The 14,377-nt window shown below is 27.2% G+C and carries 13 protein-coding genes; 5 read left to right on the top strand and 8 right to left on the bottom strand.

Translation table 11 applies throughout. The features are described 5' to 3' along the window. Window positions 1-23: 23 nt before the first annotated feature. From ABCP60_RS00980 to ABCP60_RS00970, 3 genes are all read right to left on the bottom strand, one after another. Entirely contained in the window at window positions 24-1,241 is a 1,218-nt protein-coding gene (locus ABCP60_RS00980) for a hypothetical protein (RefSeq protein WP_092926989.1), read from the bottom strand. Between the two features lie 96 nt (window positions 1,242-1,337). After that, window positions 1,338-2,354 (bottom strand): 3'-5' exonuclease, encoded by a 1,017-nt coding sequence (locus ABCP60_RS00975; protein ID WP_166504965.1) that lies wholly within the window; start codon window positions 2,352-2,354, stop codon window positions 1,338-1,340. A 216-nt stretch (window positions 2,355-2,570) separates the two neighbouring features. After that, a complete protein-coding gene (locus tag ABCP60_RS00970) occupies window positions 2,571-3,434 on the bottom strand; it encodes an ATP-binding protein (RefSeq protein ID WP_092926993.1) in 864 nt (287 codons plus the stop codon). Window positions 3,435-3,688: 254 nt separating this feature from the next. Between ABCP60_RS00970 and ABCP60_RS00965 the strand changes: the two genes are divergently transcribed. Genes ABCP60_RS00965 through ABCP60_RS00955 form a run of 3 tightly spaced genes read left to right on the top strand, consistent with a single transcriptional unit; the run spans window position 3,689 to window position 4,758 of the window. Further along, window positions 3,689-3,898 (top strand): spore coat associated protein CotJA, encoded by a 210-nt coding sequence (locus ABCP60_RS00965; protein WP_092926995.1) that lies wholly within the window; start codon window positions 3,689-3,691, stop codon window positions 3,896-3,898. Between the two features lie 2 nt (window positions 3,899-3,900). Continuing rightward, on the top strand, window positions 3,901-4,164 hold the full coding sequence (locus ABCP60_RS00960) for a spore coat protein CotJB (RefSeq protein ID WP_166504964.1): 264 nt from the start codon (window positions 3,901-3,903) through the stop codon (window positions 4,162-4,164). Between the two features lie 21 nt (window positions 4,165-4,185). Beyond that, window positions 4,186-4,758: a manganese catalase family protein gene (locus tag ABCP60_RS00955; protein WP_092926999.1), complete on the top strand. Its 573-nt coding sequence runs from the start codon at window positions 4,186-4,188 to the stop codon at window positions 4,756-4,758. A 624-nt stretch (window positions 4,759-5,382) separates the two neighbouring features. Here ABCP60_RS00955 and ABCP60_RS00950 read toward each other — a convergent pair. The 3 genes from ABCP60_RS00950 to dut all read right to left on the bottom strand — a co-directional run bounded on the left by ABCP60_RS00950 (window position 5,383) and on the right by dut (window position 7,908). After that, window positions 5,383-5,790, bottom strand: a complete 408-nt coding sequence (locus tag ABCP60_RS00950) for a hypothetical protein (protein WP_343101043.1) — start codon at window positions 5,788-5,790, stop codon at window positions 5,383-5,385. A 248-nt stretch (window positions 5,791-6,038) separates the two neighbouring features. Continuing rightward, window positions 6,039-7,163, bottom strand: a complete 1,125-nt coding sequence (locus ABCP60_RS00945; RefSeq protein ID WP_343101042.1) for an SH3 domain-containing protein — start codon at window positions 7,161-7,163, stop codon at window positions 6,039-6,041. A gap of 313 nt (window positions 7,164-7,476) precedes the next feature. After that, window positions 7,477-7,908: a dUTP diphosphatase gene (gene dut, locus ABCP60_RS00940; protein WP_343101041.1), complete on the bottom strand. Its 432-nt coding sequence runs from the start codon at window positions 7,906-7,908 to the stop codon at window positions 7,477-7,479. Between the two features lie 93 nt (window positions 7,909-8,001). Here dut and ABCP60_RS00935 point away from each other — a divergent pair, with 93 nt between their 5' ends. Further along, complete coding sequence (locus tag ABCP60_RS00935) at window positions 8,002-8,631, top strand: hypothetical protein (RefSeq protein ID WP_195928310.1); 630 nt, start codon at window positions 8,002-8,004, stop codon at window positions 8,629-8,631. An 86-nt stretch (window positions 8,632-8,717) separates the two neighbouring features. Next, window positions 8,718-10,898: a DNA topoisomerase gene (locus ABCP60_RS00930; protein WP_343101040.1), complete on the top strand. Its 2,181-nt coding sequence runs from the start codon at window positions 8,718-8,720 to the stop codon at window positions 10,896-10,898. A 145-nt stretch (window positions 10,899-11,043) separates the two neighbouring features. Here the strand turns inward: ABCP60_RS00930 and ABCP60_RS00925 are convergent, their stop codons facing one another. Together ABCP60_RS00925 and ppdK are read right to left on the bottom strand one after the other, a co-directional pair. Then, the gene (locus ABCP60_RS00925) at window positions 11,044-11,292 is read right to left on the bottom strand and encodes a zinc ribbon domain-containing protein (RefSeq protein ID WP_092927011.1); all 249 of its coding nucleotides are present in this window, start codon (window positions 11,290-11,292) and stop codon (window positions 11,044-11,046) included. A gap of 318 nt (window positions 11,293-11,610) precedes the next feature. Further along, window positions 11,611-14,235, bottom strand: coding sequence for a pyruvate, phosphate dikinase (gene ppdK, locus ABCP60_RS00920; protein WP_343101039.1), 2,625 nt, complete (start codon window positions 14,233-14,235; stop codon window positions 11,611-11,613). Between the last annotated feature and the right edge of the window lie 142 nt (window positions 14,236-14,377).

Here is a 14,377-nt window from a genome sequence, read left to right as displayed (position 1 = left end):
CACCCCAAAATTTATTCTTATAATTAATTATATATTTTTGAAGTGATAATGTGATTCTGTTCTTTATCATTTTCGAGGTAGTTTTCTATATTATTTAATAAATATTTTTCATTTATTTCACTTACATCTATATTATGTAGGTATCTTTTATTTTCATTACATATATATACACCTTGTGTTATAATATTTTCTTCTATAATTACTTCTAAAATAATATTATTACTTAAGTAGTAGGTTCCTACCTTACCTTTTTTATCTTCTTTAAATTCGCCTACATATTTATATAACTCACAAGTGTATGTTCCTACTCCATGTTTTTTACCTTCTTTAAACTCTCCTTCATAAGTACTTTTATCTTTATATGTATATCTTCCTCTTCCATTTATAATATCATCCTTAAATTCACCTTCATATATTTCACCATTTCTATATTTCATCATACCCTTGCCTTTTTTTAATCCATATTTATACTGACCTTCATATATATTCCCATATTTATCTATGTAGCATCCATGACCATGATATATATTGTCTTTAAATTCACCATTATATTTGCTTCCATCTACAAATTCATATCTGCCTTGTCCATTTTTTTTGCCTTCTACAAAATCCCCTTCATAAATCTGCATATTTACATCAATAAGCCTTCCTTGCCCATGTTTAAGGTTATCTTTCCACATTCCATTATATTTGCTTCCATCTTTACAATATAAAATTCCCTTTCCATGTCTTTTTCCGTCTTTAAAATATCCTTTATATATGTCTTTGTTTTTATAAGTATAAGTTCCTATTCCTTCTATCTTATTTTCTTTAAAATCACCACTATACGACCCTTTATCATGATAAGTATATTTACCTATTCCATGCATTTTATCATCTTTCCAAAGCCCTTCATATCTATCTTTATTCATGTATATACATATACCAAAACCCTCTCTTTTTCCATCTTTAATCTCCCCTTTGTATACATCCCCATTATCATATTGCATAGTTTTCTCTTTACTTGATATACTAGAGTTTTCTATTTGTCTTATATTTTCTTTTACTTTCTTTGTATCTACATTGCTTCTGTCGTCTATCATTAAGCTATTTCTTGTATATCCTCTTGTATGTCCTTTATTTTTAGGCTTGTTATATTTTGCTTTTAATATAATACTTACACCATAAAATAATATAAATATTGATGATAAAGATATAAATACCTTAAATATTATAGAAAAATAATTACTTATTTCTTCCACAAAAACTCCTCCTATTTCCTTTTTTGGTTTCTTATAATTTATATTTATTCTTCTACATATTTATTCATATTAAAAAGCTGTTGATATTTAATTTTATCAACAGCTTTTTTCTAGTATATAGTCAAATTCTATTTCTTCATACTTTAAATCATCAGAAAATAAGTTTATTATACTATTTATTTCTTCTACGTATTCCTCTTGCTTTAACTTATAAAGCATTAAATCGTCTATTAAATCTTTCATATCAAAATATACATTCTCAAGTATATAAAAATGCCCAGTTCTAATATCTTTTAACTTATCTATTGTGTCCATTTTTCTACTTATATCTCTTATTATATCTATATTGTATATGTCTATGTTATTTATAGATTCCAAATACAAATATACAGTTTTTATAACTTCTATGGATATATCAAATTTGCTAGCCTCTTTTGGATTTTTATAGTATATATTTGTGTATTCATCAAAAACTTTTTCTAAGTTTTCATTTAATATTATAAATGGTGGTCTTATAAAATCTTTTATTATTAGTATGTCCCTTATCCCTTCATTTTTTTCTAAAACTTCATCTAATACATATAAATTATATGCATCATATAAAGGATCATGTGCGTCTCCTTTAAATTCTACGTTTGCACATTCGAGTAAATTTTTTAACGAAACATAATTCATACATTTTATCCCGCATTCTAAATATTTGTCCTTTATATCTACGAATAAACCTTTTATATTATTTATAAATCTTGGGTGATTGTTTTTTTGAGCACTCTTTTTATCTGTATTATTAAAGCAAGTTAAATCTAGATTTCCAAAGGTATATATACCCTCTATTTGAGAAAATGTACCTAACCATTTTTTAAATTTTCTCATAACTTCTTCATATGTTGGAGCATCTTTAACATCATCTTGCTTTATATGAGTTAATTCTTCTATATGTGGATATATTTCTTGGTTAGTTACAGGCTTTATTAATGACTTAAATTCTTCTATATTACCTGTATCCGTATCATATTGTATAGCTCCAATTGCAATTATATCTGCATTTAGCATATCTCTTTTATTTCTTACACTTGGCATATTCATTTCAAAGTCTATATAAACTCTTTTCAATCCAAACTCCCACCTTCTAAATATCTTTACTTATATTTTATCATTTTATGCTATTTTTTCACTATACATTTATAAAATTTTCGCTTTTCTTGCTTATTCAAATATATTTCATAAAATCAAAAATAAAAGGAAGAATAAAAATTCTTCCTAAATCTATAAATATATTATATCTAATTATACTAAAAATAAATAATGTAAACTTTAAAGAATTTCTAGTTAGTCTTCAAAATTTTCCATAAATGAATGCTTTACTCCATCTTTTTGCCATCCAAGTACAGAATCTATATTTACATTTTCCGCTGCTTTAAATATTGATTTTTCTACATCCTTAAAGTTTTCTCCAAGGCTTTTGATTAAATCTTTTATTTCATATCTCTTATTACCAGTCTTTTTAGCCGCTACCATACATGCACAATTTAGTGGCCATATACCACTATTTTGTATAAATCTTACTATATGCTCTTCTCTTATATAATAAAGTGGTCTTATTATTTGTATACCATCAAAGTTTGTTGAATGTAGTTTAGGTAACATTGTTTTAAAGTTAGCCGAACATAGTAGGTTAAGCATTGTTGTTTCTATAACATCATCATAATGATGTCCAAGTGCTAACTTATTACACCCTAGTTCTTCAGCTTTAGAGTATAGTGCTCCTCTTCTCATTCTTGCGCACATATAACATGGATAATCTTTAGCTATTTCATCTGCTATTTCAAATATTCTTGAGTCAAATAAGTGTATTGGTATATCTAAGTACTCACAGTTATCTACAAGTAACTTTCTTATGTCTTCATGATATCCTGGATCCATAGCTATAAACTCTAATTCAAAGTTTACTTGTCCATGTCTTTTTAACTCTTGAAACATCTTAGCCATAAGTAGACTATCTTTTCCTCCAGATATTGCAACAGCTATTTTGTCGCCTTCTTCTACTAAATTATAATCTCTTATAGCTTTTATAAATTTTGACCATAAATGTTTTCTATATCTTTTTATTATACTTCTTTCTATATCTTTTAATGGTTGTCTTTCGTCAAAAGGTACTATTATCTCACAGCCTTTTCCCGCTAAGTTACTCATATTATCACCTCTTATTTATATTTTGGTTATATATATAATTCATTTTCATTAAGTTTCAATTTTAGACTATTTTTAATAAAACATGCAAATTATTTTATCATATATTAAGCTAATAATTCAAGTAATCTACTCATTTATTTTAATGTGTATTTTTGACTTAAATATAGCTTATATATTTATTAGTAACACTTTTTCACAACTACAATATATTATTATTAAGTTCATTCTCACTTTAAGACAGGAGGTTAAATTATATGCAAGATGATAATAGAAAAAACTGTATGGAACCTAGATATTCCTTAGCTAGACCTTATATTAAGCGTCAAGTCTACACTAAAACGTATAGCTTACCTAAAGCCTTTCAACGTGGTACTCTATTCCCTGAGCTATATCTAATAGATTCTCCAATTTATAACAAGAATTTATATTCAACTCCACTAAGAGAAAAAGGAGGTAGAGAATAATTATGAGTGACTCTAGAAATGAATTAATGCGAAAAATTCAAGAGCTTTGTTTTGCATGTTTAGATATGAATTTATATCTAGATAATAATCCTTGTGATAAAAATGCAATTGCTACTTTTAATTCTCTATGTAATCAATTTTTAGAAGCAAGATGCTTATATGAAAATAAGTATGGACCTTTAACTAACTTTGGATTTTCACCTAGCAAGTATCCTTTTAGATGGGTAGAAAGCCCATGGCCTTGGGAAAGAGAATTTAACGACTAATAATTAAGGAGGATTTAATTTATGTGGATATATCAAAAAACATTACAACATCCTGTTAATCTTAAAACTAAGGATATAACTATGGCTAAATATCTTATAACTCAATTTGGTGGACCTAATGGAGAGTTAGCAGCTGCCCTAAGATATCTTAGTCAAAGATATACTATGCCTACAGGGAAAACTAAAGCACTTTTAACTGATATCGGAACAGAGGAATTAGCACATGTTGAAATGGTAGCTACTATGGTTTATCAACTAACATATGATGCTACTCCTACTGAGTTAGAAGAAGCAGGACTTGGATCTAATTATGCTCAAAATGGATTTGGTATATATCCAACAGATTCAACTGGAAATCCATTTAGTGTTTGTCCTATTGCTGTTATGGGAAATGCCGTTACTGACTTACATGAGGATATGGCCGCTGAACAAAAAGCACTAGCTACCTATTATCAACTTATAAATCTAACTGATGACGCTGATATAATAGAAGTTTTAAGATTTTTAGGTCAAAGAGAAATTACTCATTATCAAAGATTTGGGGAAGCTTTGATGGACGTTTATGATTTTGAAGAAAGTAAACATACATTTTAATCTATAAATTTGTTTTTAATGTCTAAGGCAACCTTTTGATTTGCTTTAGACATTTTTTATGTATAATATTTTTTAATTTAAAACTTTATAATTTAACTTATAATAAAAAGGAGCTAAACTCTATTTTCTTTGAGATAGCTCCTTTTTAATCGGATTCATTATCTATATTCACTTTATTTCTCCTTTTGATATATAATATTACTTATGCAATATTACTTATGCTTTAATTATTATTCATTTTCATGTTCAGGTATATAATCATATGCCATTTCCTTTTCATATTCAAATATCATCAAATCTATATTTTTCTCCATTTTTTACCTCCATTTTTTATTTATATAAATTATATTAGTTGATTTAGCAAGATAATTTTTATTTTATTCTTTACTTAATCTAAACTTGAAAAATCCTTTTTACTTTATTCACTTCCACTATCTGGTGTATAATCATATTCTATTTCTTTTTCATATCCAAACATTACTAATTCTAATCTATCATCCAAATTAACATCCCTCCTTCTTTTTATAATACATTAAATATGAAGGATTAATTTTAAATGTTTCATATTTAATGTATTATATGCAAGATATTTAGAAATATTTCCTTTTTTTGAATTTAATTATTTTATATATTTGAAAGTATCCTTATCTTTACGTCTTCACTTAGTGTTATAAAATTTGCTATATTTTCTATATCCTCTACTATATATAAATGAAAATAATTGCTTAACTCTTTCAGAGCTCTATACTCTTTTCTATCAAAAAAATATAGATATAAATTATTTATATATCTCAAATAACATTTGTGTATTTTTATTTCAGCATAAACATGACTTGTACTTTTTCTTGCCTCTTGAAATAATTCTTTTAACTTCATATATGCACATTGAGAGTCTTTAGGTATATATTTATCACTTAGAATTTCATTTAAGGCTGATTCAATATTTGGTATTGCTCCTTTATTTATAAATACATCTAAATAGTAGTCATCTTTTCTGTATTTGAATTTATAAAAATCTGTTACTACACCCATAGAAACACTCCTTGTTAATCTATAAATTTAATTTACACTATATATTATTTTCAATATATTAGATTATTTATTCATCAAAAATCTTTTTACTTAATATATTAGATTTTTTTATTTTCAAATTTATTCATCTGTGTATATTCACAAACTATCAATTATTTTATGCTTAATATAAGATTATTGCATAAAAAAATAGATGTTTTATTAATAATACATCTATTTTTTATATAATGAGAAAATTTTTAAGTTATTTATAAGACTCTTCTTGCATTTACATATGCATTATTATAATAATTACTTAATTCAGATATAACTACTTTTCCTTTACTCGATGATGCATGTATCATTTTATTATTACCCATATATATCCCAACATGACTTACACTTCCATCATTTGAACCACTTGTATCAAAAAATATTAAATCTCCTTTTTGAAGATTATTTTTATTTACATATTGTCCAAATTTTGATTGATCTTTTGATACCCTTGGTATATTTATCCCCGCAGAATTTTTAAATACATATTGAGTAAATCCTGAGCAATCAAAACTATTAGGCCCTTCTGCTCCCCATACATATGGCTTTCCTAGTAATGTTTGTGCTAAATTTATTACCTTGTCGGCGCTTTGAGATGTTGTTCCACCACCATTAGATATATCTGCTGTTAAATACGCGCTTGATACATATCCTATTTGTCCATTATATTTTATCTTTGCCCATCCATTTGATTCTGATATTACTCCTACCTCAGCACCATATGGTATTGAACCTATTTTTGAGTGACTTGTGCTTGGTCCTTTTCTAATATTTAGTGAGCTTGCATTTACTTTTCTATTATATTTTACTTTTTCTTCACTTGGTGTAGTTGAAGCTTCACTGCTCTTTAAATATTGACTTGATACATATCCTATTTGTCCATTATAACTTACCTTTGCCCACCCATTTGACTCAGATATTACTCCTACTTTTGTTCCATTAGGTATTGAATCTATCTTTGAGTAACTAGTCCCCGGACCTTTTCTAACATTTAAGGAACTTGCATTTACTATCTTATTGTATTTTATAGTATTATCTGATGTATTTCCTTCAGAAGAGTTTGAAACGTAATCTCCATGTACGTATCCTACTTTTCCATTATACTTAACATTTACCCATTCTCCACTTTTTCCTATGTACTCTACTTTGTCTCCTTTATAAAACTTACCAATTGAACTATAGCTAGTACTTGGTCCTTTTCTAAAGTTTACCAAATTTCCAGTTATCGTTTTATATTCTATGTTTGCTTTTTGTATAGTATCAGCATTTGATACACTAACTGACATTGGAAGTAATATTGATGTTGCTACCAATCCCATTTTTATACTTTGTTTATTCATATTTTATTACTACAGCTTAGAAGCTATAGTATACTCAACTCCTCTCCTTAATTGGTATTTATACCCTAGTTTTAAATTTCATTTTATAATACTTTTTTATTTTATATTTTAACGTTTTGCCCATGCTAATATTATTTCAAATTTGTAAGTTTTTGTCTATATTTTTCGATAACTGTTATATATTTACAATTTATATATATTTTTTTTCTTATAAAATTTTCTTAACATTTAAATCTTATATATCATTTTTAGCTTATAACAAATTGGCATAAAAAAAGAACCTTAAAATAAGGTTCCTTTAAATAAATATAGTCTAATATCCAGTTGATCCAAATCCACCATTTCCTCTTTCAGTGTCATCTAAATCATTAACTTCTAATATATTTATATCATATATAGGTTTAACTACCATTTGAGCTATCTTCATGTTTTTATTTACTGTGAAATCTTCTTTACCATGGTTTATAAGTATTACACCTATTTCGCCTCTATACCCTTCATCTATAGTTCCTGGCGTATTTAGTACTGTTACAGAATGTTTAAATGCTAATCCACTTCTTGGTCTAACTTGAGCTTCTGTATTTTTAGGAAGTGCTATACTTATTCCTGTTTTTATAAGTCTAGATTCTGAAGCAGGAATAACCACTTCTTCTATAGAATATAAATCCATACCAGCATCTCCCTTGTGGGCGAAATTTGGTATTATTGCATCGTCATGTAATTTCTTTATTTTTAATGTATACATTTTAATGTCTCCTTTTATAATTTAATTAAGGGTTATTTTAATATTGTATTAAAATACATTAAATTTAAAATACTAATTCTAGGAGGAACAAATATGAATTTATTACATGCCCCTTGGATGAAAAAAAAACTTGAGGTTATTTACAATAAGAGTATAAACGGTAATCTCTATATTATGTATAATGATATTAAATTTTTAAATTATACTCCAACTACAACTAGTATTTTGATTAATCTATTAGAAGATTATAACATAAATATAGACATAAATAATAAACTTTATCTATATTTACCATTTAACTTAAATATCTTTTTAAAAGATTTAATAATTAATCTAAAATCACTATATGAAAATAACTTATATATAATACTCTGTGGATATAGTGAAGAATTAAATAATTTAAATCAAGATAATACTTTAAGTAATATTTATTATAAGTATCCAGAACTTAAAGGTCTTATTGATTATTTATTAATTACTGATAAATCAAAATGCTATGAAATATTTACAGCACTATATGATACACAAGGTATTTATATAAGTCCAGATTCATCTTTAACTATATCTTGTGTTACCTTAAATAAACTATGTGATTTAGAGGTAAGTGACTACAACCACATCTCTTTTGTTGATATAATAGATAATGAAGATAGCAACTATTATTTTAACTCATATATAAAGGGACTTACTAATCATAATAATAATTTTAACTATTATTTATAAAAGACTGCCTTGCAGTCTTTTATTTTTTTATGATAATATATTTAAGTTACAAATGTAGTATTTAAGCACCTTGAAAGGAGTTTTACATGAAACTTATACTAGCAGAAAAGCCATCTGTGGCTAAAACTATCGCATCTTTTTTAGGAGCTAAAACTCGTCTTGATGGTTATTTTGAAGGTAATGGATATATAGTTACTTATGCTGTGGGGCATTTGGTGAGTCTATATGATGTCAAAGACTATGATAAAGATAAATACTCTGGTTCTTGGAAAATGGCTAATTTTCCATTTATTCCACCAGAAAAGTTTAAGTTCAAAGTAGATAGTTCTAAGAAAAAGCAATTTAATACAGTAAAAAAACTGTTACATAGAGATGATATTGAATATGTTATAAATGCAACAGATAATGATAGAGAAGGAGAATTAATTTCTTTTTTAATATTTTTATTATCTAAGAACAAAAAACCTGTAAAAAGAATTTTAGTAAACGAATGGACACCAGAAGATATAACTAGGGGTCTTAATAATTTAAAAGATGATAATGAAATGAGAAATTTACAATCAGCAGGTTACACTAGACTTATAACTGACTGGCTAATAGGTATAAATTTTACATCAGTTGCCACATTAAAGTATGGTAACGGTAAACTACTAAATATAGGTCGTGTAATACTACCTACAGTCAAATTAGTTTATGATAGAGATATGGAAATTAAAAATTTCGTACCAAAAACCTACTATGAAATAGAAGGAAATTTCAAATGCCAAAATGGAAAATATAAAGGTAAGTATATAAAAGGAAAAGAAAGTAAATTTGATACTATAGAGGATGTTAATAAAATTATTAATAGCATAACTTCTAATCAAGGTAAAATACTTGATAAAAAAGTTACAATGTCTAAAGAATATGCACCTAAACTTTTCAGTTTAACTTCACTACAAGGATATATAACTTCTAAACATGCTAATTTCACTTCAGATAAAGTTTTAAGCGTGTGTCAGTCTCTTTATGAGGGTAAAGGTAAGGGTGGTTATATTACTTACCCTAGAACCGATTCTATTTATTTAGAAGAAAGTTTAGCAACTAAAGTGTCTCAAGCTTTAAATAAATTAAAGGCAACAGTTCCTTATAGTGACAAAATCAAATTTACTAAAACTAAAAGGGTTTTCGATTCTTCTAAAGTAGATAGCCATAGTGCAATCATACCTACTTATATAATACCTACTAATCTAACACCTGATGAACTTATAGTATATAACGCCATCAAAGATAGATTCATAGCAAACTTTATGCCTCCTGCAGAATATGAAAATACTGAAATTAAAACTGATGTAGATAAAAATATATTCTTAACTAAGGGTAAAGTACTTAAAACTAAAGGATACTTAGAAGTATACAATAAGGAAGAAAAAGATGATTTACTCCCTATGGTAAATAAGGATGAAATAGTTGATGCCATAGATATTAAACCGATAACTAAACAAACTACACCACCTAAGCCTTATACAGAAGATACCTTACTTAAAGCTATGAAAAATTGCGGTAAAAATGTACCTGATGATGATACTACAGTTTTATCGGGTTATTCAATAGGTACATCTGCTACTCGTGCTGATGTATTAAAAAAGATATCACAAGTAGGATATGTTAATAAAAAAGGTAAGTCTTATTCTGTAACTGATTTAGGTAAAAATTTAGTTGAAATATTCCCAGTAAAAGAGCTATTTGATGTTGATTATACTGGCAAATTAGAAAAAAGTCTAAGTGATATCCAAAAAGGAACTTTCACTAGAAAAGAGTATTTAACCAATATATTTAACTTTATATATAAAAATGTTGAGCTAATAAAACATGATAGCCCTAAAAGCATAAGTACAGAAAATTATGTTTATAATCCTAAAACTAAAAAATTTACTAAAAATATATCTAATACTAAATCTTCTAATAAAAGTGGTGCTAAGAATGATTCTCCTTCAAATGAATCTCTTGGGAAATGCCCTATATGTGGTGGCGATGTTGTTGAGATTCCTAAAGGATATATATGCAACAACTACAAAGAATGTAAATTTGGTATATGGAAAAATGATAAATTTCTAGAATTTTATAAGAAAAAACCTAACAAAACAATGGTTAAAGGTATATTAAAAAATGGTCAAGCCAAAGTTAAATCACTAACAAGTAAAAATGGTACTAAATTTGATGCTATACTTAAATATTCCAAAAAGGCTAATGGTTACTTTGGATGGGATATTGAAATAAAAAAATAATTACTTAAGTGTAACTAATATATAATAATTTACATACTTATATATTAATAAATGTTTTCTTTTCATGTATTAAGTCCTATCTTAAAGAAACCAATTTATGTAAACTTCAATTCTTTCCAAATAAAGGTTGCTCTAAATGCAACCTTTATTCTTTTTCATTTAGTTTATCATCTATTTTACATCTTGCCATTTTTATAAATTCTGTTAAAGTATAATTTTTTAACTTACAGCCACATTTTGGGCAATATTCAAACTTTTTAGATACTAATGCTCTGCAACTTGTTTCTGGGCATCTTATTTTTTCGTTTACTTCTGATACTTTTAGCCCACATCTAGGGCATATACTTCCTGGTCTTGATGATACTTCCTTTGAGCATCTTGGACACTTAATCATACAATCCCCTCCTTACTTATTTATACATCTTATAAGTACATTAGTATATTGTATGATAAATTTATTTTACTGTGATATATGTTAAAATCATATTTTAGTTAGTATGATTAAATCATACCATTTTTAGTATCTTCGCAAAGCTCTTTACTTGCGCTAATTAAAAAACTATGCATAAAATTTGTATTTTGTTTCCTAATAAATTTATATAGTTTGCATCTATATTGTTAATAATTATAATAAGGCATTATTGTGTATAAAAATACAGGTTTGTGATATAATCACAAACCTGTATTTTTATAGATATTTTATTAAATTTATTTATTTTTCATTTTTTATTACTGCTTGTGCTGCTGAAAGTCTAGCTATTGGTACTCTATATGGTGAACAAGATACATAGTCTAATCCAGCTTTGTAACAAAACTCTATTGATGAAGGTTCTCCACCATGTTCTCCACATATTCCAAGCTTTATATTTGGCTTAACGCTTTTACCTAGTTTAGCTCCTAGCTCTATAAGCTTTCCTACTCCTCTTTGATCTAACACTTCAAATGGATCTTTTTCTAGTAACTCTCTATTTACATATTCGCCTAAGAATTTACCTGCGTCATCTCTTGAATATCCAAATGTCATTTGCGTTAAATCATTAGTACCAAAGCTGAAAAAGTCAGCTTCTTTAGCTATTTCATCTGCTGTTAAACAAGCTCTTGGTACTTCTATCATTGTACCTATTGTATAATCTATTTTCATATTTTCTTTTTCTAATATATTATCTATCGTTTCTTTTATATCTTCTTTTATAACTTTTAATTCTTTAGCTTCTCCAACTAAAGGTATCATTATTTCAGGCATTACTTTTATACCTTCTTTAGTAGCTTCTATTGCACCATTAATTATTGCTTTAGCTTGCATTATATATATCTCAGGGAAAGTTATAGCAAGTCTACAACCTCTATGCCCAAGCATTGGGTTAAATTCATCTAGATCTACTATTCTTCTTTTTATTTCACTAACTGAAACTTTCATTGACTCTGAAAGGCTTTTTATAGTTTCATCATCATGTGGTAAGAATTCATGTAGTGGTGGATCTAATAATCTTATGTTTACAGATTTACCATCCATTACTCTAAATATATCTACGAAGTCTTTTTGTTGCATTGGAAGTAATCTTTCAAGTGCTACTAGTCTTTGTTCTAATGTTTTAGAAAGTATCATCTCTCTTACTGCTGGTATTCTATCTTCGTCAAAGAACATATGCTCAGTTCTACATAATCCTATACCTTCGGCTCCAAACTTTATGGCAGCCTTAGCATCTCTTGGATTATCTGCATTAGTTCTTACCATTAAAGATTTATATTTATTTGCCCAATTCATTAATTTTTCGAAATTTCCAGTTAAAGATACTTCAGTTTTTTCTACCTTACCTATATATACACATCCACTAGAACCATCTAAAGATATATATTCTCCTTCTTTTATAACTACATCTTCAGTTCTTATTTCTTTGTTATACTCATCAACCTTTATGTCTGAACATCCTGCTACACAACATTTACCCATTCCACGAGCTACAACTGCTGCATGAGATGTCATTCCACCTCTTGCTGTAAGTATACCTTCTGCACATACCATACCTTCTATATCTTCAGGTGAAGTTTCAAGTCTTACAAGTATTGATTCTTCTCCCCTATTTTTAGCATCTACTACATCTTCTGCATTAAAGTATACTTTTCCACAAGCAGCACCAGGTGATGCTGGAAGTCCTTTTGCTATAACTGTTGCTTCATTTAAAGATTTACTTTCAAATCTAGGATGAAGTAATTGATCTAATTGCTTAGGCTCAATTCTCATTATAGCTTCTTTTTCATTTATTATACCTTCTCCTACTAGGTCTACAGCTATATTTATAGATGCACCAGCTGTTCTTTTTCCACTTCTAGTTTGTAATATATATAATTTTTCATTTTCTATAGTAAATTCTATATCTTGCATATCCTTGTAGTGATTTTCAAGTATAGAAGTAATTTTCATAAATTCATCATAAGCCTTTGGCATCACTTCTTTTAGTGAAGATATGTCCTTTGGTGTTCTTATACCTGCAACAACGTCTTCACCTTGTGCATTCATTAAAAATTCTCCAAATATTTTATTTTCACCAGTTGAAGGATTTCTAGTAAATGCTACTCCAGTTCCACTAGTTTCTCCCATGTTTCCAAATACCATTGATTGTATATTTACTGCTGTTCCTAAATCACTTGGGATATCATTTAATTTACGATATACTATTGCACGTGGATTATTCCATGATTTGAATACTGCTTTTATAGCTAACATTAGTTGTTCTTTTGGATCTTGTGGGAATTGACTTTTTATTTCTTTTGTATATATTTCTTTATATTTTTTTACTAATTCTTTTAAATCTTCTACATTAAGTTCTGTGTCTAAAGTGTATCCTTTAGCTTCTTTTATTTTATCTAGGGCATTTTCAAATTTATATTTTGGTATTCCCATAGCTACATCAGAAAACATTTGTATAAATCTTCTGTAACTATCATATGCAAATCTTTCATTTTGAGTAGAATTTGCTAAAGCTACTACACTTGTATCATTTAAACCTAGATTAAGTATTGTATCCATCATTCCTGGCATTGAAAATACTGCACCAGAACGAACTGATAATAATAGAGGATTAATTTCGCCTCCTAATGTTTTTCCTTGCTTTTCTTGTAATTCTTTAAGCTTTTCTTCTATTTCATTTATTATATTATCACTTATAGTCTCATTATTTTTGTAATAATCATTACAAGCATCTGTGCTTATTGTAAAACCTTGTGGTACTGGTAGACCTATATTTGTCATTTCTGCTAAGTTAGCACCTTTACCACCTAAAACATATCTCATGTCTTTGTTACCTTCTTCAAAACTATAAACATATTTAGCTTCCATTATTTAACCCCCATCATTTTGTATTTTGGTTAGTTTAATATAATTAGCCTTTATGCATCTTAGTTAGTTTAATATAAGGTTTTATTTACTATAAATAACTTGTATTAAATTAACTAAGATGTTTTTAAGGTTTTTCTCTTTA

Origin of the sequence: Romboutsia sp. MSSM.1001216sp_RTP31141st1_G3_RTP31141_220114, from assembly GCF_039031195.1 — a bacterium.
Classification (GTDB): Bacteria; Bacillota; Clostridia; order Peptostreptococcales; family Peptostreptococcaceae; genus Romboutsia_C; species Romboutsia_C hominis.
Note: the sequence above shows the minus strand (reverse complement) of the source record. Positions and strands in the feature narration are given on the sequence as shown.